This window comes from Micromonospora sp. WMMA1996 (genome assembly GCF_002573675.1).
Classification (GTDB): Bacteria; Actinomycetota; Actinomycetes; order Mycobacteriales; family Micromonosporaceae; genus Micromonospora; species Micromonospora sediminicola.
Genome location: NZ_PDHU01000001.1, coordinates 2798490 through 2821745, shown reverse-complemented (window position 1 = coordinate 2821745; position 23256 = coordinate 2798490). Strand labels below are relative to the sequence as shown.

Annotated in this window: 17 protein-coding genes; 13 read left to right on the top strand and 4 right to left on the bottom strand. The window is 74.5% G+C overall.

Features of this window, described 5'->3' with window-relative positions; all coding sequences use genetic code 11:
• Window positions 1-2: 2 nt before the first annotated feature.
• Window positions 3-800, bottom strand: coding sequence for an alpha/beta fold hydrolase (locus tag COO58_RS12805; protein WP_091575427.1), 798 nt, complete (start codon window positions 798-800; stop codon window positions 3-5).
• A complete protein-coding gene (locus COO58_RS12800) occupies window positions 797-1690 on the bottom strand; it encodes an SDR family oxidoreductase (RefSeq protein ID WP_091575424.1) in 894 nt (297 codons plus the stop codon). Before COO58_RS12800 ends, COO58_RS12805 begins: the two co-directional genes overlap by 4 nt.
• A gap of 140 nt (window positions 1691-1830) precedes the next feature.
• Here COO58_RS12800 and COO58_RS12795 point away from each other — a divergent pair, with 140 nt between their 5' ends.
• The 5 genes from COO58_RS12795 to COO58_RS12775 are packed head-to-tail and all read left to right on the top strand — an operon-like array spanning window position 1831 to window position 8676.
• Complete coding sequence (locus tag COO58_RS12795; protein WP_091577714.1) at window positions 1831-2571, top strand: response regulator transcription factor; 741 nt, start codon at window positions 1831-1833, stop codon at window positions 2569-2571.
• Window positions 2549-4081, top strand: a complete 1533-nt coding sequence (locus COO58_RS12790; RefSeq protein WP_091575422.1) for a HAMP domain-containing sensor histidine kinase — start codon at window positions 2549-2551, stop codon at window positions 4079-4081. Before COO58_RS12795 ends, COO58_RS12790 begins: the two co-directional genes overlap by 23 nt.
• Window positions 4082-4126: 45 nt before the next feature.
• The gene (locus COO58_RS30755) at window positions 4127-6697 is read left to right on the top strand and encodes a glycosyltransferase family 39 protein (RefSeq protein WP_098745090.1); all 2571 of its coding nucleotides are present in this window, start codon (window positions 4127-4129) and stop codon (window positions 6695-6697) included.
• A gap of 3 nt (window positions 6698-6700) precedes the next feature.
• The gene (locus COO58_RS12780; RefSeq protein WP_091575417.1) at window positions 6701-7924 is read left to right on the top strand and encodes a dolichyl-phosphate beta-glucosyltransferase; all 1224 of its coding nucleotides are present in this window, start codon (window positions 6701-6703) and stop codon (window positions 7922-7924) included.
• A gap of 38 nt (window positions 7925-7962) precedes the next feature.
• Window positions 7963-8676, top strand: coding sequence for a helix-turn-helix domain-containing protein (locus tag COO58_RS12775; RefSeq protein ID WP_091575415.1), 714 nt, complete (start codon window positions 7963-7965; stop codon window positions 8674-8676).
• 45 nt (window positions 8677-8721) lie between these two features.
• Here COO58_RS12775 and COO58_RS12770 read toward each other — a convergent pair whose 3' ends face one another.
• Window positions 8722-9120: a VOC family protein gene (locus COO58_RS12770; protein WP_091575412.1), complete on the bottom strand. Its 399-nt coding sequence runs from the start codon at window positions 9118-9120 to the stop codon at window positions 8722-8724.
• Between the two features lie 181 nt (window positions 9121-9301).
• On the opposite strand from COO58_RS12770, the gene COO58_RS30190 reads away from it, so the two are divergent.
• The 4 genes from COO58_RS30190 (at window position 9302) to COO58_RS12755 (ending at window position 14350) form a co-directional block, all read left to right on the top strand.
• On the top strand, window positions 9302-9451 hold the full coding sequence (locus tag COO58_RS30190) for a hypothetical protein (RefSeq protein WP_172967795.1): 150 nt from the start codon (window positions 9302-9304) through the stop codon (window positions 9449-9451).
• 5 nt (window positions 9452-9456) lie between these two features.
• Window positions 9457-10872 (top strand): methyltransferase domain-containing protein, encoded by a 1416-nt coding sequence (locus COO58_RS12765; RefSeq protein WP_098745088.1) that lies wholly within the window; start codon window positions 9457-9459, stop codon window positions 10870-10872.
• Entirely contained in the window at window positions 10865-12910 is a 2046-nt protein-coding gene (locus COO58_RS12760) for a sulfatase-like hydrolase/transferase (protein ID WP_098745087.1), read from the top strand. Before COO58_RS12765 ends, COO58_RS12760 begins: the two co-directional genes overlap by 8 nt.
• A 156-nt stretch (window positions 12911-13066) precedes the next feature.
• The gene (locus tag COO58_RS12755; protein ID WP_091575403.1) at window positions 13067-14350 is read left to right on the top strand and encodes a citrate synthase; all 1284 of its coding nucleotides are present in this window, start codon (window positions 13067-13069) and stop codon (window positions 14348-14350) included.
• A gap of 188 nt (window positions 14351-14538) precedes the next feature.
• Here the strand turns inward: COO58_RS12755 and COO58_RS12750 are convergent, their stop codons facing one another.
• Window positions 14539-15936, bottom strand: a complete 1398-nt coding sequence (locus COO58_RS12750) for a glycosyltransferase family 4 protein (RefSeq protein ID WP_098745086.1) — start codon at window positions 15934-15936, stop codon at window positions 14539-14541.
• 295 nt (window positions 15937-16231) lie between these two features.
• Between COO58_RS12750 and glgX the strand changes: the two genes are divergently transcribed.
• From glgX to COO58_RS12730, 4 genes are all read left to right on the top strand, one after another.
• The gene (gene glgX, locus COO58_RS12745) at window positions 16232-18352 is read left to right on the top strand and encodes a glycogen debranching protein GlgX (protein ID WP_091575397.1); all 2121 of its coding nucleotides are present in this window, start codon (window positions 16232-16234) and stop codon (window positions 18350-18352) included.
• A gap of 3 nt (window positions 18353-18355) precedes the next feature.
• Window positions 18356-20656: a malto-oligosyltrehalose synthase gene (treY, locus tag COO58_RS12740; protein ID WP_098745084.1), complete on the top strand. Its 2301-nt coding sequence runs from the start codon at window positions 18356-18358 to the stop codon at window positions 20654-20656.
• On the top strand, window positions 20653-22386 hold the full coding sequence (gene treZ, locus COO58_RS12735) for a malto-oligosyltrehalose trehalohydrolase (RefSeq protein WP_091575391.1): 1734 nt from the start codon (window positions 20653-20655) through the stop codon (window positions 22384-22386). The genes treY and treZ overlap by 4 nt, the downstream gene beginning before the upstream one ends.
• Window positions 22387-22466: 80 nt before the next feature.
• The gene (locus COO58_RS12730; RefSeq protein ID WP_098745083.1) at window positions 22467-23114 is read left to right on the top strand and encodes a maleylpyruvate isomerase family mycothiol-dependent enzyme; all 648 of its coding nucleotides are present in this window, start codon (window positions 22467-22469) and stop codon (window positions 23112-23114) included.
• The last annotated feature ends 142 nt before the right edge of the window (window positions 23115-23256 follow it).

The following is a 23256-nucleotide window of genomic DNA, read 5'->3' as shown; positions in this document are numbered from 1 at the left end:
GCTCAGGCCGGGCGGACGCCGGTCGTGTCGAGGATGACCGAGGTGACCAGGTCCGGGTCGTCGTGCATCGGCACGTGCCCGCAGCCGGGCAGGTCCAGGTGCCGGGCGGCGGGCAGCCGGGTGCGGGCCAGCGCCGCCTGGCGGTAGGGCAGGATCCGGTCCCGGGTGCCCCAGGCCACCGTCACCGGCACGGTGGGCGCGCCGGCGAACGCGTACCCCCGGCCCGCGCGGGCCACGGCGCGGAACGCCCGCGCCTGCCGCAGCGCGCGGGCGTCGGCCAGCGCCACGTCCAGCGCCATCCGGTTCGGCCGGGCCAGGATCATGCCCATCGCCAGCGCGCGCAGCGCCGGCGCGGCGAACAGGTGGCGCAGCACCGGTTCGGGCAGCCGCGCCGCGTTGCGGTGCAGGGTGAGCACGGTGAGGGCCCACCGCAGCTCGCGCGGGGTGCAGAAGCCGGCCGGCGACAGCGCGGTGGCCGACGAGACCGCGCCGGCGGCGGCCAGTTCCAGGGCGATCGCCCCGCCGAGGCTGTTGCCGGCCACGTGCGGTCGCTCCAGGCCGAGCGCGGCGAACAGCTCGACCATCCCGGCGACCAGCCCGGGCATGTCGGCGGGCAGGCCGGTGGTCGGCACCGGGGAGCGACCGAAGCCGGGCAGGTCGACGGCGATCACGTCGTGCGTCTCGGCGAGACGGTCCAGCACCGGCAGCCAGGCGCCCCAGTGGTGACCGATGCCGTGCAGCAGCACCAGCGCCGGCCCGGCGCCGCGCCGCTCGAACACCACCTCCACCGGCGCGCTCACCGGCCGGCCTCCGGCGTGCTCGCGCCGAAACCCCGGCCCAGAGCCCGGGTCTGCTCCTCGATCAGCGGGACGGTGACCCGTGCGGTCCGCCCGACCAGTCGGTCGGCCAGCGGGCTGACCAGCAGCGACCGCACCGCCTGCACGGCGCCCACGGCGCGTGGCACGTACACCCGGCGGCGGCGTCGTTCGATCGCCCGGACGAACGCCTCGGCGCACTCGGCGACCGTGGTGGTCCGCCGCATCGGCCAGGGCAGTTTCGCCAGCGCGCTCTCGAACGCCGGCAGGTCCGCCCGTGCCTCCCGGACCAGGTCGGTGTCCACCCAGGACGGGTGGGCCGTGCCGACCGCCACGCCGCGGTGCGCCAGCTCCAGCCGGATCGCGGTGCCGAAGTGCTCGACGCCGGCCTTGGAGGCGCAGTAGGCGGCCATGCCGGGAAGCGCGGCGAACGCCGCGGCCGAGGAGACGATCAGCAGGTAGCCGCCGCGGTCGATCAGCGCCGGCACGGTCGCCGCCGCCGTCCGCATGACGCCGACCAGGTTCACCTCGACGGTACGCACCAGCGCCTCGACGTCGCCGACCGCGATCGTGCCCCGGTTGGCGACGCCCGCGTTGGCCACCACCGCGTCGATCCCGCCGAGCGCGGCCACCGTGCCGTCGACCGCCTCGGTGAGCGCCGCCTGGTCGGTGACGTCGGCGGCGAACCAGACGTGTCCGGGCCCCAGCTCGGCGGCGAGCGCGGCCAGCCGGTCCGGCTCCAGCCCGACCAGGGACAGCCGGGCGCCCCGGGCGGCGGCGAGCCGGGCGGTGTGCTCGCCGATGCCCCGGGCCGCGCCGGTCACCAGCACCACCTTGCCGGCCAGCGGGCCGGCGGGACGACCGTCGATGGACATGCCGGCAAGTTACCACCGGGTAGCCTGCCGGGGAAGGCCCGACCGTTCCGCCCGGTTCCCCCCGCGCGCCCCGCACAGCTGGTACACAGGATCGGGACAGCCCCGGTACAGCGGGTGCGCCCACGATGGGGAGCATGGTCATGAACGGGCAGGCCGCCCAGGGTCGGATCGAGCTGCGCCGACCGGACGGCGAGCCGGTGCGGGTGCTGGTGGTCGACGACGAGCCGACCCTCACCGACCTGCTCTCCATGGCCCTGCGCTACGAGGGCTGGCAGGTCACCACCGCCGGCAGCGGGATGGCGGCGGTCACCGCGGCCCGGCAGTTCCGGCCGGACGCCGTGGTGCTCGACGTGATGCTGCCCGACCTCGACGGCTTCCAGGTGCTGCGCCGGCTGCGCGAGCAGTCGCCCAGCGTGCCGGTGCTCTTCCTGACCGCCCGCGACGCGGTGGAGGAGCGGATCGCCGGGCTCACCGTCGGCGGCGACGACTACGTGACCAAGCCGTTCAGCCTGGAGGAGGTGATCGCCCGGCTGCGCGCCCTGCTGCGCCGCACCGGGTTCGCGGTCGCCGCCCGGGAGGAGGCGGTGCTCACCGTCGGCGACCTCAGCCTCGACGAGGACAGCCACGAGGTGCGCCGGGGCGACGACCTGATCACGCTCACCGCGACCGAGTTCGAGCTGCTGCGCTACCTGATGCGTAACCCGCGCCGGGTGCTCAGCAAGGCGCAGATCCTCGACCGGGTCTGGAACTACGACTTCGGCGGCCAGGCCAACGTGGTCGAGCTGTACATCTCGTACCTGCGCAAGAAGATCGACGCCGGCCGGGCACCCATGATCCACACGTTGCGCGGGGCCGGCTATGTCCTCAGACCCGCGGAGTGACCGGGGCGGACGGCTGCGCCGGCGGCTGGCCGGCTGGTCGCTGCGCCGGCGGCTGGTGCTCTCGGTGGTGGCGCTGCTGGCCCTGGTCAGCGTCGGCATCGGCGGCCTGACCACGGTCGCCCTGCGGCACTTCCTGGTCGGCCAGATCGACAACCAGCTCACCTTCGGCGACCGCCGGCCGGACGACCTGGAACGCTGGGTCGGCCGCCCCGACCCGTACCGGTCGGACCCGTCCGGACGCCGGCTGCCGTTCGGCCCGGAGGGGGCGCCGCCGCCGCCGGGTGGTTTCCCGCCGGGCTCGATCGCGGTGCGGGTGCCGGCGTCCGGCGACCCCGCCGGGCAGGTCCGGCTCGAGAGCGGCGGCGCCGAGGCGGTGTCCGCCGCCGACCTGGCCGCGCTCGCCCCGCTGCGACCCGCCGCCCGTCCCCGCACCGTCGACGTGGGTGACCGGGGGGACTACCGGGCGATCGCGGTGAACTCCCCGCGCGGCGACGGCGACGTGCTGGTCCTGGCCATCCCGCTGGCCCAGGTCCGGGACACCGTCATGTGGATGGTGGTGGCGCAGGCCGGGGTGATCGGCGCCGGGCTGGTCATCGCCGGCGGCCTCGGCGCGCTCATCGTCCGGGGCACGCTGCGCCCGCTGAACCGCGTCGCCGCCACCGCCGCCCGGGTCACCGAACTGCCGCTGGACCGGGGCGAGGTGGCCCTGTCGGTGCGGGTGCCGGCCGCCGACACCGACCCCCGCACCGAGGTCGGGCAGGTGGGCGGCGCCCTCAACCGGATGCTCGGCCACGTCGCCGCCGCGCTCGCCGCCCGGCAGGCCAGCGAGACGCGGGTACGCCAGTTCGTCGCCGACGCCAGCCACGAGCTGCGCACGCCGCTCGCCGCCATCCGGGGCTACGCCGAGGTGGCCCGACGCGGACGGCAGGAGGTGCCGCCCGACGTGGCGCACGCGTTGCGCCGGGTCGAGTCGGAGAGCACCCGGATGACCAGCCTCGTCGACGACCTGCTGCTGCTCGCCCGGCTGGACTCGGGCCGCCCGCTCGGCGCCGAGCCGGTCGACCTCACCGCCATGGCGGTGAACGCGGTCAGCGACGCGCACGTGGCCGGCCCCGAGCACCGGTGGCAGCTCGACCTGCCCGACGAGCCGTTGACCGTCACCGGCGACGCCCACCGGCTGCACCAGGTGCTGGCGAACCTGCTCGCCAACGCCCGGGTGCACACCCCGCCCGGCACCACCGTCACCACCCGCCTCGCCCCGGTCCCGGACGGGGTGGAGCTGCGCGTGGTCGACGACGGACCGGGCATCCCGCAGGAGCTGCAACCGGAGGTCTTCGAGCGGTTCGCCCGCGGCGACGGCTCCCGCTCCCGCGCCCACGGCAGCACCGGGCTGGGCCTGGCCATCGTCGCCGCCGTGGTGGAGGCCCACCACGGGCGGGTCGAGGTCGACAGTCGCCCCGGCCGCACCGCGTTCTCCGTCCGGCTGCCGGGATCCACAGCCGACGCATAGGCCGCTCACGGGGGCGGGTCAGCGCGCTCTCCGAGGCTTGCCGGCATGGACAGATCCGAGAGCCTGCTGACCGCGCAGACCGCCGTCCCGCCCGCGACCGAAGCCGGCGCCGCGCCGCCCGCGTACCCGCCGGGCGCCACGCGCGTACCGGAGCCGACCCCGCCCCCGGCGGACCCGCCCGGTCGTGACCCGCGCTGGGCCCGCCCGGCGCTGCTCGGCCTGCTGGCCGCGACCGGGTTGCTCTACCTGTGGGGCCTCGGCGCCTCCGGCTGGGGCAACGCGTTCTACTCGGCCGCCGTGCAGGCCGGCTCGCAGAGCTGGGAGGCGTTCTTCTACGGCTCCTCGGACGCGGCCAACTCGATCACTGTGGACAAGACCCCGGCGTCACTGTGGCTGATGGCGCTCTCGGTGCGGCTGTTCGGGCTGAGCAGCTGGTCGATCCTGGTGCCGCAGGCGCTGCTCGGCGTCGCCTCGGTCGGCGTGCTGTACGCCGCCGTCCGCCGCTGGTACGGCCCGGCGGCCGGTCTGCTCGCCGGCGCGGTGCTCGCGCTCACCCCGGTGGCCACGCTGATGTTCCGGTTCAACAACCCGGACGCGCTGCTGGTGTTCCTGCTGGTCGCCGCCGCGTACGCGACGGTGCGGGCGGTGGAGACGGCGAGCGCGCGGTGGCTCGCGCTGACCGGGACGCTCGTCGGTCTCGGCTTCCTGACCAAGATGCTCCAGGCGTTCCTGGTGATCCCGGTCTTCGCCGGGGTCTACCTGCTGGCCGCGCCGACCGGGCCCGGGCGGCGGATCCGACACCTGCTGCTGGCCGGGTTGGCCGTGGTGGTCTCCGCCGGCTGGTGGGTGGCGATCGTGGAGCTGGTGCCGGCGAGCGCCCGTCCGTACATCGGTGGCTCGCAGCACAACAGCATCCTGGAGCTGACGCTCGGCTACAACGGACTGGGCCGGATCACCGGTGACGAGGTGGGCAGCGTCGGTGGGGGAGCGCGGCCGGGCGGCGGGGGCGGCGGACCGTTCTCCGGCCAGGCGGGGCTGCTGCGGATGTTCGACACCGAGGTCGGCGGGCAGATCTCCTGGCTGCTCCCGGCCGCGCTGATCCTGCTGGTCGCCGGCCTGTGGCTGGCCGGACGCGCGCCGCGTACCGACCGGACCCGGGCCGGCCTGCTGCTCTGGGGCGGCTGGCTGCTGGTCACCGGGCTGATCTTCAGCTTCATGTCCGGGATCTTCCACGCCTACTACACCGTCGCCCTCGCCCCGGCGATCGGCGGGATCGTCGGCATCGGCGTCACCCTGCTGTGGCGGGCGGCCCGGACCGCACCGGTTCCCGCCCCGGCGGGTGTCGAGCCGACCGGCCCGGTTCCCCCGGCGGGCGTGGCGCCGACCGGCCCGGTTCCCCCGGCGGGCGTGGCGCCGACCGGTCCGGTTCCCCCGGCGGGCGCGGCGCCGACCGGCCCGGTTCCGCCGGCGGGCGTCACACCGGCGGACGGCGGCTCGGCCCCGGCCGGACCCGTGCGGCGGCGTCGACCGGCGGCCGCGTTCGCCGGCCGGTGGCGCGGTTTGGTCGCCACGTTGTCGCTGACCGGCACGCTGGCGGTCACCACCTGGTGGTCGTGGCACCTGCTCGGGCGCAGCCCCGAGTGGTACCCCTGGCTGCGCACCACCGTGCTGGTCACCGGCCTGGCCGTGGCGGCCCTCCTTCTCCTGCTCTCCCTTCTCCCGCGCACCACCCCCGCCCCCGTGACCAGGGAGTTGGCGTCGGGCGGCGGGGCCGGAGCCGACGCGAACTCCTTGATCACCCCGGCCTGGCGCGGGGGGCGCGCGGGACGGTGGCTCGGCGCGGTGGCGGTGGGGGTCGGGCTGGCGGTGGGGTTGGCCGGCCCGGCGGCGTACGCGCTGCAGACGGCGGCCACCCCGCACACCGGTGCGATCCCGAGCGCCGGGCCGTTCGTGGCGGGCGGCTTCGGGCCCGGCGGTCGGGGCGGCTTCCCCGGTGGGCGGATGCCGGGCGGAGGCAGCGGAGAGTTCCCGGGCTTCCCGGGCGGCGGCAACGGCCAGTTCCCGGGCTTCCCGGGCGGCGGCACCGGCGCGTTCCCCGGCCTCCCGGGCGGGCAGGACGGCGGGTCGAACGGGACGGGCGCCGTCCCGGATTTCCCGGGCGGCGGCCAACCGCCGGCCATGCCGGGCGGCCAGAACGGCGGCACCGGCCCGGACGGTGGGAGCCGGGGGCAGCGCGGCGGCGGCATGGGCGGGCTGCTCGACGCCCGCGAGCCCAGCGCCGAGATGACGGCGCTGCTGACGGCCGACGCGGACGACTACACCTGGGTGGCCGCCACGGTCGGCTCGAACAACGCCTCCGGCTACCAGCTCGCCACCGGTGAACCGGTGATGCCGATCGGCGGCTTCAACGGCAGCGACCCGTCGCCGACGCTGGCCCAGTTCCAGCGGTACGTCGCCGACGGACGCGTCCACTACTTCATCGGCGGCGGCGGGTTCCGGGCCGACGGCGGCAGCGACGCCTCGGGCCAGATCGCCGCCTGGGTCGCGCAGACCTTCACCGCCACCACCGTCGACGGCGTGACCGTCTACGACCTGAGCAGCGCAAGGCAGGGCTGAGCGATGACCTTCACGCAGGAGCCCCGGGCCGCCGTACGGGCCCGGCCCACCGCCGAGGGCGCGGTGCTGGACGTGGTGGTCCCGGTCTACAACGAGGAGGCCGACCTCGGCCCCTGTGTCCGGCGGCTGCACGCGCACCTGACCGCGCACTTCCCGTACCCGTTCCGGATCACGGTGGCCGACAACGCCAGTGTGGACGGCACCCGGGCGGTCGCCGAGGCGCTCGCCGCCGAACTGCCCGGGGTGGAGGTGGTGCACCTGGCGGAGAAGGGACGGGGGCGGGCGCTGCGCGCCGCCTGGTCCGCCTCGCCGGCGCCGGTGCTCGCGTACATGGACGTGGACCTCTCCACCGACCTGGCCGCGTTGCTGCCGCTGGTCGCGCCGCTCCTCTCGGGCCACTCCGACCTGGCCATCGGCACCCGGCTGGCGCGGACCAGCCGGGTGGTCCGCGGCGCGAAGCGGGAGGTGATCTCCCGGGGCTACAACCTGCTGCTGCGCGGCACGCTCGCGGTGCGTTTCTCCGACGCGCAGTGCGGGTTCAAGGCGATCCGCGCCGACGTGGCGGCCGAGCTGCTGCCGCTGGTACGGGACACCGGCTGGTTCTTCGACACCGAGCTGCTGGTCCTGGCGCAGCGCGCCGGACTGCGGATCCATGAGGTGCCGGTGGACTGGGTGGACGACCCGGACAGCCGGGTCGACATCGTCGCCACCGCGCTGGCCGACCTGCGCGGGATCGGGCGGCTGGTCCGCGCGCTGCTCACCGGCGCGCTGCCCCTGCCCCGGCTGCGCGCCCAGCTCGGCCGGGCCCCGTTGCCGGCGCCACCGGCCCAGGTGCCGGTGGGGCTGCCCCGCCAGCTCGTCCGGTTCGCCGCGGTGGGGGTGGCCAGCACGCTGGCGTACCTGGTGATCTTCGTGGCGGCGCGTGGGCCGCTCGGGGCGCAACCGGCGAACCTGCTCGCGCTGCTGCTGACCGCGGTGGCCAACACGGCGGCCAACCGGCGGCTCACCTTCGGCGTCACCGGCCGCCGGCACGCCGGCCGGCACCACCTCCAGGGGTTGCTCGCGTTCGCCCTCGGGCTGGCCCTGACCAGTGGCGCGCTGGCGGTCCTGCACGCGCTCACGGCGCCGCCGCGCGCGGTCGAGCTGGTCGTCCTGGTGGCGGCCAACCTCGCCGCGACCGCGCTGCGGTTCCTGCTGCTCCGCCTGGCGATGCACCACCGCCCCTGACCGTCGCGACCCGCCTCCGGGGGTGGCAGGGTGGAGGCATGTACCGGGAGCGGGCCGAGGAGCGGATCCGGGGCGCGGTGCGGTGGGCGAGCGTGTCCGACGGCGCGGGGCAGACACGGGTGCTGCCGGACGGGTGCCTGGACCTGCTCTGGTCCAGCCGGGCCGGCCTGCTGGTCGCCGGCCCCGACCGGACCGCCCACCTGTCCCGGTCGGTGCCGGGGGAGCGGTGGATCGGGCTGCGCCTGCCGCCGGGCACGGGCCCGTCCGTGTTCGGGGTGCCGGCGGAGGAACTCCGCGACCTCCGCGTCCCGCTCGCCGACCTCTGGGGACGGGACGCGGAGGTCCTGGCCGCGCGGGTCGAGGAGGCGGCATCGGCCGCCGCCGGCTGGTCGGACGCCGGCGCGGTGGTTTTGGCCGAGGTCGCCCGGGCCCGCCTGGCGGCCGCCGGGGGCCCCGACCCGCTCGGCGCCCGGGTGGCCGCCCGGCTGGCCGCGGGGGCGACGGTCGCCGCGGCGGCCGCCGAGGTCGGCCTCGGCGCGCGGGCCCTGCACCGGCGCAGCCTGGCCCTGTTCGGGTACGGCCCGAAGACGCTCGCCCGGATCCTGCGGATGCGTCGCGCGCTCGACCTGGCCCACACCGGCGCGCCGCTCGCCGAGGTCGCCGCCCGGACCGGGTACGCCGACCAGGCCCACCTCACCCGCGATGTCCGGGAGTTCGCCGGCGTGCCCCCGACGCGCCTGCTCGGCGGCTGACCCGGCGCGAGTGGCCGGACCCGACCCCGGCGCCCGGGCGGGTGGTCAGTCGGCGGGCAGCGGCGCGAACAGGTCCACGCCGTTGCCGTCCGGGTCGTGCAGGACCGCGTACCGCTGGCCCCAGAAGGCGTCCCACGGCGGCAGCTCCCCGTGGTGGCCGGCGGCGGTCAGCTCGGCGTACCAGCGGTCCACCTCCGCCGGGTCGGCGCAGCGGAAGGCGAGGCTCATCCGGGAGTTGCCGCCGGACGGGTCGAAGGCGGGGTGGAAGCTGCGGATCGTCTCCACGGTGTCCCAGGCCAGTCGTACGCCGGAGGGCAGCGTGACCTCCACGTGGGGCTCGGTGTCGGCGCCGGGTGGGATCGGCAGCCCCAGCCGGCGGTAGAAGTCGAGCGTGCGGGCCATGTCGGTGACGACCGTCCCGACGAGATCGAACTGCGGTGTCATGGCCGCCACGCTAGGCCGCCCGGGCCCCTTCGGTCTTGAACGGATCGGACGGGGGACGAGTCACCGGTGTGCCCGCGCGTCCGGATCGCAGGGCGTACGGTGAGTGACAAGTCCGGCTTAGAGCAATAAAGCTCGCATACCGGGCTGCGCTCCGATGACCGGCGAGGGAAGGAAAGCAGTCGTGACGCACCTGGCCTACCTGGACGCGGGATCCGGCAGTCTCATCGTGCAGGCGGTGGTCGGCGGGGTGGCCGGAGTGGCCGTGGCCGCCAAGCTCTACTGGCGCCGCCTGGTGTCCCGCTTCCGCCGTCAGCCCACCGACCAGGGCTGACCGGCGTGACGATCCCCGACACCGGCGTACGCGTCGAGCCCGGCTCGTTCCGCGACCCCGGCAACCGCGTCTTCCACCGCGGCGACGAGGTGCTGCGCGGCCTCGACGAGCGCTCCGCCCGCGACTGGCGCGCCCTGTCCGCCGCCGACTTCTTCCGGAACCTCACCGCCACCGGTCAGGTCGTCGGCACCGAGGAGCTGACCCCGACACCGGTCGACGCGCCCTGGGCCGCGGTGCTGCGACACGAGCGGATCCCGTTCGTGTCGCACCCCTACGAGTGGTCGTACGCGATGCTGCGCGACGCGGCGCTGCTGCACCTGGACGTGCTGGGCGCCGCGCTGGACGCCGGCTTCACCACCAAGGACGGCTCGGCCTACAACGTGCAGTGGCGCGGCGCCCGGCCGGTCTTCATCGACGTCGGCTCCTTCGAGGCGCTGCGCGACGGCGAGCCCTGGGCCGGCTACCGGCAGTTCTGCCAGACGCTGCTCTACCCCCTGCTCGTCCAGGCCCACCTCGGCCTGGACTTCCAGCCGTTCCTGCGGGCCAGCGTCGACGGGATCGAGCCGGACCAGATGCGCCGGTTGTTCGCCGGGACCCGACGCTTCCGGGCCGGCGTGCCCACCCACGTGCACCTGCACGGCGCGATGCAGGCCCGCAACTCCGCCGCCAGCACCAGCGACGTCCGCGCCCAGCTGCGCGACGCCGGCTTCTCCCGGGAGCTGGCCCGGGCCACCGTACGCGGGCTGACGAAGCTGGTCCGCCGGCTCGACCACCGGTCCGGCGACAGCCACTGGACGGACTACCAGCGCACCTGCGCGTACTCGGTGCCGGACCGGCAGGCCAAGGAGACCTTCGTCGACCGGGCCGTCGCCGCCACCGGCCCCGGCACGGTGCTGGACCTGGGCGCCAACGACGGCCGGTACGCCCGCGTCGCCGCCCGGCACGCCGCGCACGTGGTCGCGGTCGAGCAGGACCCGGTCGTGGTCGACGCGCTCTACCGCGCCCTGCGCGACGAGGGGGAGCAGCGCATCCTGCCGCTGGTGCTGGACCTGGCCGACCCGTCGCCCGGCGGTGGCTGGCGCGGCGTCGAACGGGCCGCGTTCGCCGACCGGGCCCGCGCCGACGTGGTGCTCGCCCTGGCCGTGGTGCACCACCTGGCGATCGGCCGCAACGTTCCGCTGCCGGAGGTGCTGGACCAGCTCACCGCGTTCACCGCGACCGGCGGCGCCCTGGTGGTGGAGTTCGTCCACCCGGAGGACCCGATGGCCCGCCGGCTGCTGGCCAACAAGCCGGACGGGCTCTTCCCCGACTACCGGCGGGACACCTTCGAGGCGCTGCTGGCGCGCCGGGGGCGGGTGGTCGCCCGCACCGAGCTGCCGTCCGGCACCCGCACGCTCTACCAGGTGGTGGTGGGTGGCTGAGGACGTCCTCGCGCCACCGCGGGAGCGCCCGCCGGACACCGACCGGCCCCGGCGGCGGGCCGGCTGGCGGGCCGAGGCGGCGCGGCTGGCCGAGGTGGTGGCGCTGGTCGGGCTGGTGGTCACCCAGCCGCTGCTGGACGTGCTCGGTCGCAGCCCCGACTTCTTCCTGTTCCACCGCGCCGCGCGCGGCGACGTGCTGCTGCTGGTCGCCCTGATCGCGCTGGTGCCGACGCTGCCGTTCGCGGCGCTCGGCGCGCTGTCCCTGCTCGCCGGACGGGTCACCCGCGCCGTGGTGCACACGGTGATCGTGGGACTGCTGCTCGCCGCGTTGGCGGTCCAGGTCGGCCGGCACGTCACGCCGCTGCGCGGCGTACCCCTGCTGGTCGTGGCCGGTCTGGTCGGGGCCGCCGCGGCGGCCGCCCACCGGCGGTGGCGGGCGCTGCGCCGGATGCTGCGGGTGGCCGCGCTCGGGCCGGTGGTCTTCGTCGGGCTGTTCCTGTTCGCCTCCCCGGCCTCGGCCGTGGTGCTGCCGCGGGGCGAGGGTGGCGCGGCCGGGACCGCCGGCGCCGGCGCCCACCCGCCGGTGGTCATGATCGTGCTGGACGAGCTTCCGCTGGTGTCGCTGCTCGGCCCCGACGGGCGGATCGACGCCGCCCGCTATCCCAACTTCGCCGCGCTGGCCGCCGGGTCGACCTGGTACCGCAACGCCACCGGGGTCAGCGGCTGGACGCCGTACGCCCTGCCGGCGATGCTCACCGGGCGCTACCCCGAGCGGGGGGCGGCGCCGCACTACTCGCAGTACCCGGACAACCTGTTCACCGCGCTCGGCGGCCTCTACCAGATCAAGGCCGAGGAGAGCATCACCCGGCTCTGCCCGCCCAGCCGGTGCGAGCAGGCGATCACCCCGGAACAGGGGCTCGGCGTGCTGACCCGGGAGAGCGGGAAACTGCTGCGCCAGCTCGCCGCGCCGGTGGACAGCCGGGTCGACCCGGAGGACTCCTACCGCGAGCAGACCGCGGCCGAGGTCGGCCTGGACGCCGCCGAGCCGGTGCCCGACGACCCGAAGTTCCGCTGGGACACCCTCGACGACAACCAGCCCGCCCGGTTCACCGCGTTCCTGGCCGGCCTGCGCCCCGCCGACCGGCCCACGCTGCACTTCCTGCACCTGCTCATGCCGCACACGCCGTGGACGTACCTGCCTTCCGGGGCGCGCTACGACGCGCCGGAGGACCTGCCCAACGACGGCGCCGGCTGGGTGGACCTGGCCCGGGCCCGGCACCTGGCCCAGCTCGGCTACACCGACCGGCTGATCGGCGAGACGCTGCGGACGCTGCGCGCCACCGGCCTCTACGACAAGGCGCTGGTCATGGTCACCGCCGACCACGGGGTCAGCTTCCGCCAGGACTGGCAGGGACGCGGCATGGACGCCATCGACCACGCCGCGAACCAGGTGGCCTGGGTGCCGATGTTCGTCAAGGAGCCGGGCCAGCGGACCGGCCGGGTCGACGACCGCAACTGGGAACACGTCGACCTGCTGCCCACCATCGCCGACGAGACCCACATGCGGGTGCCCTGGTCGATGGACGGCCGCTCGGCGAACGCCACCGCGCGCGAGCGCGCCGACAAACGCTTCTACGACCGGCCCGGTCAACCCGTCACGATCACCGGCGGGGTGCCCGCGCCGGTGCCGCTGCCCGCCACCGACCCGCTGGTCGGCACCCGGGTCGGCGCCGTGTCGGCCGACGGCTCCGCCACGGTGGCCAACCTCGCCGCGTTCGACGCGGTCGACCCGGCGCGGGGTGCGCTGCCGGCGCTGGTCTGGGGGACCCTGCCCCCGTCGGTGCCGGACGGCACCCGGCTCGCGGTCGCGGTCAACGGCACGGTCGGCGCGGTGGTGCCGGTGGTGCCGCCGGACGCCGGTGGCCGGCGGTTCGCCGCGTTCCTCCCCGACGACCGGCTGTTCGCCGCCGGCGCCAACCGGCTCGAGCTCTACCGGGTGCAGGCCGACGGGAAGCTGCGGCGGCTCACCCTGTCCTGACCGGCAGCGCTCCCACCCGGTTTCCGACCCGGCAAGTCGGGAATCAGGTGACGCATACCTCACCCCGAAACCATGCCGAGCGTTGTCCGCCGCACCGTGATTACGGTAGAAGCGAAGGCAATTCAACGAAGATCTTGCCGGCGAAGCGAGGAACAGATGACGGAAGTCAAGCTCGACCACCCCGGTGGGCAGCTGTCGATGCCGGTGCAGTCCGCGGTCGAGGGCCCCGCCGGCATCGGGGTGAGCAAGCTGCTCAAGGAAACCGGGATGACCACGTACGACCCCGGTTTCGTCAACACCGCGTCCTGCTCGTCCGCGATCACCTACATCGACGGTGACGCGGGCATCCTGCGGTACCGCGGCTACCCCATCGACCAGCTGGCCGAGAAGTCCTCCTTCCTGGAGGTCTCCTACCTGCTGATCTACGGTGAGCTGCCGAGCCAGACCCAGCTGACCGAGTTCAGCGACCGGATCCGCCGGCACTCGCTGCTGCACGAGGAGATGCGTCGCTTCTTCGACGGCTTCCCCCGTGAGGCGCACCCGATGGCAGTGCTCTCCTCGGCCGTCAGCGCCATCTCGACCTTCTACCAGGACAGCCTGGACCCGTTCGACTCCGAGCACGTGGAGATGTCCACGATCCGGCTGATGGCGAAGGTCCCCACCATCGCCTCGTACGCGTACAAGAAGTCGATCGGCCAGCCGCTGCTCTACCCGGACAACTCGCTGGGCTACGTCGAGAACTTCCTGCGGATGACCTTCGGCGTGCCGGCCGAGCCGTACGAGGTCGACCCGGTGGTCGCCCGGGTGCTGGACATGCTGTTCATCCTGCACGCCGACCACGAGCAGAACTGCTCCACCAGCACGGTGCGGCTGGTCGGCTCCAGCAACGCCAACCTGTTCGCCTCGGTCTCGGCCGGCGTGAACGCGCTGTTCGGCCCGCTGCACGGCGGTGCCAACCAGGCCGTGCTGGAGATGCTCCAGAAGATCCAGGCCGACGGCGGCGACGTCCGCACCTTCGTGCAGAAGGTGAAGGACAAGCAGGACGGCGTCAAGCTGATGGGCTTCGGCCACCGGGTCTACAAGAACTACGACCCGCGCGCCGCGATCGTGAAGAAGGCCGCCCAGGACGTGCTCGGCCGGATGGCCAAGCCCGACCCGCTGCTGGACCTCGCGATGCAGCTGGAGGAGATCGCGCTCGCCGACGACTTCTTCGTCTCCCGCCGGCTCTACCCGAACGTGGACTTCTACACCGGGCTGATCTACAAGGCCATGGGCTTCCCGACCAAGATGTTCACGGTGCTGTTCGCGCTGGGCCGGCTGCCGGGCTGGATCGCCCAGTGGCGCGAGATGATCAACGACCCGGAGACCAAGATCGGCCGTCCGCGGCAGATCTACACCGGTGCCGCCGAGCGGGAGTACCTCCCCGCCGCCGACCGCTGAGGTGCAAGGAAGGGCCCCCTCTTAACGCCTGAGGTAGAGGAGGGGCCCCTTCTTAACAGACAGGCTGACGACAGAGGCCGCCGACCCGGCTCGGGTGGGCGGCCTCTGTCGTGCGCGTGTGCAGGGGTGCGGGAGGTGTTAAAAGGGGGCCCTTCCTCTACCGGAGGCGTTAAGAGGGGGCCCTTCCTTCACCGCAGGCCGGCGGCGGTGAGGAGGTTGCCCTCGGGGAGGGCGGGCAGGGCACGGCCGGCGGCCATGCGCTGCTCGGCCCGGGCCGCGGTGAACGCCGGGTCGCCGGCGATCGCGGCGGCGTACGCGGCGGCCGTGCGGGACGCGATAGCGGCCCAGCCGTACCGCTCGTGCACCATCGTCCGGGCGCGCCGGGCCAGCGCGCGGGCCCGCTCCCGGTCCGACAGCAGCGCGTGCACCGCCTCGGCGAGGCCGTCCGGATCGTGCGGGGCGAAGGTCATCCCGGTCACGCCCGGCTCGACGATCTCGGCCAGCCCACCGGTGCGGGACACCGCCAGCGGCGCGCCGGCCGCCGCGCCCTCCAGCGCGACCATGCCGAACGGCTCGTAGATGCTCGGCACCGCGAAGCAGTCCGAGGCGGCCATCACCGCGGGCAGGTCGGTGCCGCCGAGGAAGCCCGGCATGCTGACCGTGGCGCCGAGCCCGAGCCGGTGCACCTCGGCCTCCAGGTCAGCCTTGTAGGGACCGTCGCCGACGATCACCGCACGCAGTCCGGGGTGCCGGTCGCGCAGTCGGGGCAGCCCGGCGAGCAGGTGCTGCACGCCCTTCTCGTAGACCAGTCGGCCGGCGAACGTGACCAGCGGGCCGTCGCCGGCGAAGCGGGTCCGGGCGGCGGCGACCGCCGAGGCGGGCACCCGCCAGCGGTGCGGCTCGACCCCGTTGGGCACCACGTCGACCCGGGCCGGCTCCACGCCGAACAGCGCGCCCACCTCGTCGCGCATGTAGCCGGAGCAGACGATCACCCGGCCGGACTCACCGGCCAGCCACTGCTCGACGCCGTGGATGGTGCGGTTCATCTCCTCCGGCAGCCAGCCCTGGTGCCGACCGGCCTCGGTCGCGTGGATGGTGGTCACCAGCGGCACGTCGAGGTGCTCGCGCAGCGTCATCGCGGTGTGCGCGACCAGCCAGTCGTGGGCGTGGATCACGTCGTAGGCGCCCGACTCGGCGGCGCGCAGGGCGGCCCGGGTGAGCGTGTGGTTGAACGCCATGGTCCAGGCCAGCAGCGAGCCGGTGGCCAGTGGGAAGGTCACCGGGTCCTCGGCGGCGCGGACGATCCGCACGCCGTCGGCGTACTCCTCCAGCGGCGCGCCCTCGGCGTGCCGGGTGACCACGGTGACCTCGTGCCCGGCGGCGACCAGCGCGACGGAGAGCGCGTGCACGTGCCGACCGAGCCCACCCACCAGCACCGGCGGGTACTCCCACGACAGCATGAGGATGCGCCGCCTGCGGGGCGCGGCGCCGGGCTGCGGCGGCGGTGTCGGGCGGGAGGTCAGGGTGGGCCGGTGGAGCCGGTCCGTCGCGGTGGCGGGCTGCGCGCCGACCCGCAGAGAGGTCACGTCGATCTCCGTCCATGGCAGGGGAGGACACGCCGGCATCGGTGGCGGCGGAAGGCAGTGGTGAGGGATGGCCGAACGGCCGGGCGGAAACGCGCGGGCGCGTGTCCGCGATCCAGGAAAGTCCATCCGGCGCGAACCCGCATCTCGAAAAGGGCGATCGTGACGGACAACACCCGATCGTTTCGGTTACGGTCCGAACGGGTGGATTGGCGGCGCGTGAGGCGGGGCATCAACGGCGTGCGCATCGGCCGTCCCCCGTCCGGTGCGCTCACGATCATGGGCCCGAAGGAGCGACATGCAGGTCTGGCCGGGCGAGAGCTATCCCCTCGGAGCGACGTACGACGGGATGGGGACCAACTTCGCGATCTTCTCCGAGGTGGCGGAGAAGATCGAGCTCTGCCTGTTCGACGAGTGGGACATCGGCACCGAGCGGCGCGTCGAGCTGCGCGAGGTCGACGCGTACGTCTGGCACGCCTACATCCCGGGCGTGGAGCCCGGCCAGCGCTACGGGTTCCGGGTGCACGGGCCGTGGGACCCGGCCAACGGGCTGCGGTGCAACCCGCACAAGCTGCTGCTCGACCCGTACGCGAAGGCGGTCGACGGTGAGGTCTCCTGGGACCCGTCGGTCTACGACTACGAGGTCGGCGGCGACCCGGACCGGATGAACACCGTCGACTCGGCGCCGTTCATGCCGAAGTCGGTGGTGGTGAACCCGTACTTCGACTGGGGCAACGACAAGCCGCCGCGCACGCCCTACCACCACTCGGTGATCTACGAGGCGCACGTGCGCGGGCTGACCATGCGTCACCCCGGCATCCCGGAGGAGCTGCGCGGCACGTACGCGGCGATCGCCTCCCCGGTGATGATCGAGCACTTCAAGCAGCTCGGGGTGACCGCGGTCGAGCTGATGCCGGTGCACGAGTTCGTGCACGACCACCGCCTGGTCGACCTGGGGCTGCGCAACTACTGGGGCTACAACACCATCGGCTTCTTCGCCCCGCACCACGGCTACTCCGCGCTGGGCCGCCTGGGCCAGCAGGTGCAGGAGTTCCGGGGCATGGTCAAGGCGCTGCACGCCGCCGGGATCGAGGTCATCCTCGACGTGGTCTACAACCACACCGCCGAGGGCAACCACCTCGGGCCGTCGCTGAGCTTCAAGGGCATCGACACCCCGAGCTACTACCGGTTGTCTGAGGAGGATCGGCGCTACTTCGTCGACTACACCGGCACCGGCAACAGCCTCAACGTGCGCAGCCCGCACTCACTGCAACTGATCATGGATTCGCTGCGCTACTGGGTCACCGAGATGCACGTCGACGGCTTCCGCTTCGACCTCGCCGCCACCCTGGCGCGCGAGTTCTACGAGGTGGACCGCCTCTCCACGTTCTTCGAGGTGGTGCAGCAGGACCCGGTGGTGGGCCGGGTCAAGCTGATCGCCGAGCCGTGGGACATCGGCCCCGGTGGCTACCAGGTGGGCAACTTCCCGCCGCAGTGGACCGAGTGGAACGGCAAGTACCGGGACACGGTCCGGGACTTCTGGCGCGGCGAGCCGGCCACGCTGGCCGAGTTCGCGTCCCGCATCTCCGGCTCCGCCGACCTCTACCAGGACGACGGCCGCCGCCCGTTCCACAGCATCAACTTCGTCACCTGCCACGACGGCTTCACCCTCGCCGACCTGGTCTCCTACAACGACAAGCACAACGAGGCCAACGGCGAGGAGAACCGGGACGGGGAGAGTCACAACCGCTCCTGGAACTGCGGAGTCGAGGGGGAGACCGACGACCCGGGCGTGCTGGCGCTGCGGGCGCGGCAGCGGCGCAACTTCCTCGCCACGCTGATCCTGTCCCAGGGCGTGCCGATGCTCGGCCACGGCGACGAGCTGGGCCGCACCCAGCGCGGCAACAACAACGCCTACTGCCAGGACAGCGAGCTGGCCTGGGTGGACTGGGAGCGGGCCGACACCGAGCTGCTCGCGTTCGTGCGGCGGCTCACCGACTTCCGCAACCGGCACCAGGTGTTCCGCCGCCGGCGGTTCTTCACCGGGCTGCCGGTCGGCGGCCGGGCCACCGGCTCCGGCCTGCCGGACCTCGCCTGGTACACCCCGGACGGCCGGGAGATGACCGGCGAGGACTGGGGCAACGACTTCGGCCGCTCGGTGGCCCTGTTCGTCAACGGCGACGGCATCCCGGAGCGCGGCCAGTACGGCCAACGCCACCGGGACAGCTCGTTCCTGCTGCTGTTCAACGCGCACGACGCGCCGCTGGACTTCACGCTGCCCGGTGAGGAGTTCGGTCCCCGGTGGGAACTGGTGATCAGCACGGCGGAACCGGATCCGGAGAAGACCACACTGGTCGAGGCGGGGGGCACGGTCTGCGTACCGGACCGCTCGCTGCTGGTCCTGGAGAGGACGGCCTGACCCATGCCCGACACCCCTCGTTCCACCTACCGGGTGCAGGTGCGCCCCGGCTTCGACCTGGACGCCACGGCCGAGCTGGCCGACTACCTGTCCGCGCTCGGCGTCACCCACCTCTACACCGCGCCCCTGCTCACCGCCACCCCCGGTTCCCCACACGGCTACGACGTGGTCGACCCCCGGGCGGTCAACCCGGAGCTGGGCGGCGAGGCCGGCCGGCGGCGCCTGGTCCGGGCGCTGCGCGCGGCCGGGCTGGGCCTGGTCGTCGACATCGTGCCGAACCACGCCGGGGTGGCCCGTCCGGAGGCCAACCCGGCCTGGTGGGACGTGCTGCGCCGGGGCCGCGACTCGGCGTACGCGCACTGGTTCGACATCGACTGGGACCGCGGCCGACTGCTGCTGCCGGTGCTCGCCGACGCTCCCGACGCGCTCGACGACCTCAAGCTGGTCGACGGCGAGCTGCGCTACCACGAGCACCGGTTCCCGGTCGCCGACGGCACCGGCGACGGGACGCCCCGGCAGGTGCACGACCGGCAGCACTACGAGCTGGTGAACTGGCGGCGCGGGGACGCCGAGCTGACGTACCGCCGGTTCTTCGCCGTGTCGGACCTGGCCGGCCTGCGGGTGGAGGACGCGGCGGTCTTCGACGCCACGCACGCGGAGATCCTGCGCTGGGTCGACGCCGGCGACGTCGACGGCATCCGGGTCGACCACCCGGACGGTCTGCGCGACCCGGCCAGCTACCTGGCCCGGCTGCGCGCGGCCGCGCCGGAGAGCTGGCTGGTGGTGGAGAAGATCCTGGAGTACGGCGAGGACCTGCCGGACTGGCCGGTCGACGGTACCACCGGCTACGACGCCCTGGCGGCGGTCAGCGGGCTGTTCGTCGACCCGGACGCCGAACCGGACTTCACCGCGCTGGACGGCCGGCTCACCGGCCGGCACACCTCCTGGCAGGACCTGACCCACGGCACCAAGCTGGAGGCCGCCACCCGGCTGCTCGCCGCCGAGCTGACCCGCCTCGCCGCGCTCGTCCCCGAGCTGCCGCGCGAGCAGGTCCGCGCCGCCCTGGCCGAGCTGGCCGCGTGCTTCCCGGTCTACCGCGGCTACCCGCCCGAGGGGGCCCGGCACCTCGCCGCCGCCCGCAGCGAGGCCGGCCGGCGCCGGCCCGACCTGACCGGCGTGCTGGACGCCGTCACCGCCCGGCTCCGCGACCCCGACCACGAGCTGGCCGCCCGGTTCCCGCAGCTGACCGGCGCGGTGATGGCCAAGGGCGTGGAGGACACCGCCTACTACCGGTGGAGCCGGTTCGTGGCGCTCAACGAGGTGGGCGGCAGCCCGGCCCACTTCGGGGTGCCCCCGGCGGAGCTGCACCGGTTCGCCGCCGCCCGCCAGGTGCGGTGGCCGGCGAGCATGACCACGCTGTCGACCCACGACACCAAGCGCGGCGAGGACGTGCGGGCCCGGCTCGCCGTGCTCAGCGAGATGCCCGGGCGCTGGGCCGAGCGGGTGACCGACTGGATGTCCCGGGCCCCGCTGGCCGACCCGGCGCTGGCCCACCTGCTCTGGCAGACCGCCGTCGGCGCCTGGCCGATCGAGCGGGACCGGCTGCACGGGTACGCGGAGAAGGCGGCCCGGGAGGCGTCGGTCAGCACCAGCTGGGCCGACCCCGACCCGGCGTTCGAGCACGAGATGCACGCCCTGGTCGACCGGATGTACGACGACCCGGAGCTGCACGCGCAGATCACCGCGTTCGCCGACGAGATCACCCCGGCCGGCTGGTCGAACTCGCTCGGGCAGAAGCTGGTCCAGCTCACCATGCCCGGCGTTCCGGACACCTACCAGGGCACCGAGCTGTGGGAGAACTCCCTGGTCGACCCGGACAACCGGCGGCCGGTCGACTTCGCCGTACGCCGCAAGACGCTGGCCCGGCTCGACGCCGGCTGGCGGCCGGCGGTGGCCGCCGACGGCGCGGCCAAGCTGCTCGTGGTCTCCCGGACGCTGCGCCTGCGCCGCGACCGCCCGGAGCTGTTCGCCGGCTACCGGCCGGTGCCGGCGCACGGACCGGCCGGCGCGCACGCGGTGGCCTTCGACCGGGGTGGCGCGGTCGCGGTGGCGACCCGGCTGCCGCTGCGGCTGGCCCGCTCGGGCGGCTGGCGGGACACCACCCTGTCACTTCCCGTTCACGAGTGCACCGACTTGTTCACCGGTCGGGTCTACAGTGGTTCTGAGCTGCTCCTGGATGATCTGCTGAGCACCTATCCCGTCGCCCTCCTCGCACCCACCGACTCTGTGGAGGCCGCCGCATGACCGAGTTCACGGTGTGGGCGCCCGAGGCCGCCCGGGTGCGGCTGCGCCTGCCCGGCGTCGCCGACCACGAGATGCGCCCCGGGCGGTCGGGCTGGTGGCGGGTCGAGGTGCCCGACGCCGGTCCGGGCACCGACTACGCGTTCCTGCTCGACGACGACGAGCAGGCGCTGCCCGACCCCCGGTCGGCGTGGCAGCCGGCCGGGGTGCACGGCCCCAGCCGCCTCTACTCGCACGCCGCTTTCGACTGGACCGACGCGGCCTGGACCGGTCGGCAACTGCCCGGCAGCGTCCTCTACGAGCTGCACATCGGCACGTTCTCCCCGGAGGGCACGTTCGACGGCGCGATCGCCCGGCTCGACCACCTGGTCGACCTCGGCGTCGACCTGGTCGAGCTGCTGCCGGTCAACGCGTTCAACGGCGAGCACAACTGGGGCTACGACGGCGTCTGCTGGTACGCCCCGCACGAGCCCTACGGCGGGCCGGACGGGTTGAAGCGGTTCGTCGACGCGGCCCACGCCAAGGGCCTGGGGGTGATCCTCGACGTCGTCTACAACCATTTCGGGCCCTCCGGGGCCTACGCGCCGCGCTTCGCGCCGTACCTCACCGAGCAGAGCAACACCTGGGGCCGCACGGTCAACCTGGACGGTCCGCACTCCGACGGGGTGCGCCGCTACATCGTCGACAGCGTGCTGATGTGGCTGCGCGACTACCACGTCGACGGGCTGCGGTTGGACGCCGTGCACGCGATGCCGGACGGTCGGGCCACCCACTGGCTGGAGGAGGTGGCCACCGAGGTGGAGGCGCTGTCGACGCACCTCGGCCGGCCGCTGTCGCTGATCGCCGAGAGCGACCTCAACGACCCGACGCTGATCACGCCGCGCGAGGCCGGCGGCTACGGCCTGCACGCCCAGTGGAACGACGACGCCCACCACGCGCTGCACACGCTGCTCACCGGCGAGCGGCAGGGCTACTACGGCGACTTCGGCTCCCTGGAGTGCCTCACCGACGTGCTGACCGGCGCGTTCTTCCACGCCGGCACCTGGTCCAGCTTCCGCAACCGAAGCCACGGCCGACCGGTCGACCGACAGCGCACCCCGGGTCACCGCTTCGTGGCCTACCTGCAGAACCACGACCAGATCGGCAACCGGGCCACCGGTGACCGGATCTCCGCCACGCTCTCGCCCGGGCTGCTGCGGGTCGGCGCCACCCTGCTGATGACCGCGCCGTTCACCCCGATGCTGTTCATGGGGGAGGAGTGGGCGGCGACGACGCCGTGGCAGTTCTTCACCAGCCATCCGGAGCCGGAGCTGGCGACGGCGGTGGCCACCGGCCGCAGACGCGAGTTCGCCGCGCACGGCTGGCCGGAGGGGGACGTGCCGGACCCGCAGGACCCGCAGACGTTCCTGCGGTCCCGGCTGGACTGGGCCGAGCTGGACAAGCCCGAACACCGCGAGATGTACGAGTTCCACCGGCGGCTGATCACGCTGCGCCGGTCCCGGGCCGACCTGTCCGACCCCCGGCTGCACCGGGTCGAGGTGCGCCACGGCGACCAGTTCCTGGTGATGCGCCGAGGCTCGACGCTGGTGGTGGCCAACCTGGCCGACCGGCCGCAGCGGGTGAACCTGCCCGGGGTGGTCCGCCGGGTGCTGCTGGCGACCTCCGAGGGGGTCACGGTGATGCGCGACGGCATCGAGCTGCCGGCCGAGAGCGCGGCGATCGTCTCCCTCTGAGCGTCGCGGTCCGCGGTGGGAGCGGTGAGTTCGGCGGCGGGGCGCGGTCCTACCTCCGACGACCCGACCGTGGAGGTTCCATGTCCGACACCCTGACCCGCGACGAGCTGTGGGCGCTCACCCACGCCGAGCGTGCCGCCCTCGCCGACGACCTGGCCGCGCTCGACCCGGCGCGGTGGGCGCAGCCTTCGCTGTGCGGCCGCTGGACGGTCGAGGAGGTGCTCGCGCACCTCACCGCCGCGGCGAGCGTCGGCCGGGCCCGCTGGGTGGCCAGCGTGCTCGGCGCCCGGTTCGACTTCGACCGGCACAACGACCGCCGGCTGGCGGAGCACCGGGGCGCCGATCCGGGGGAGACGCTCGACCGGTTCCGCCGGGTTCTCGGCAGCACCACGTCGACGTTCGGGCCGACCGAGGCCTGGCTGGGTGAGGTGATCGTGCACGCCCAGGACATCCGGCGTCCGCTCAGTCTGGACCGCACGCCGCCGGTCGGCGCGGTCACGCCGGTCGCCGCCTTCTACGCACGGCGGGACTTCACGGTGGCCGGACGCAGCGCCGTCGACGGCCTGCGGGTGGAGGCGACCGACGGTCCCTTCGCCGCCGGGGCCGGCCCGCTGGTCAGCGGCACCACCCTGGCGCTGACCATGGCGATGGCGGGCCGGGCCGTCTACTGCGACGACCTCACCGGGCCCGGCGTGCCCACCCTGCGCCGGCGTTGCGCTCCGGCCTGACCACACGAATGGCGCGCCGCTCGTGCCGGTGCGCCGTCCCGCCGTCCCGCCGCGAGACACGGAGCGCGGGGACCGGACGACGCGCTTGTCGGGAGGCCGCGCCGTGACCCTCGACGCCGTGCGCCGAGCCGACCGGCGCTGC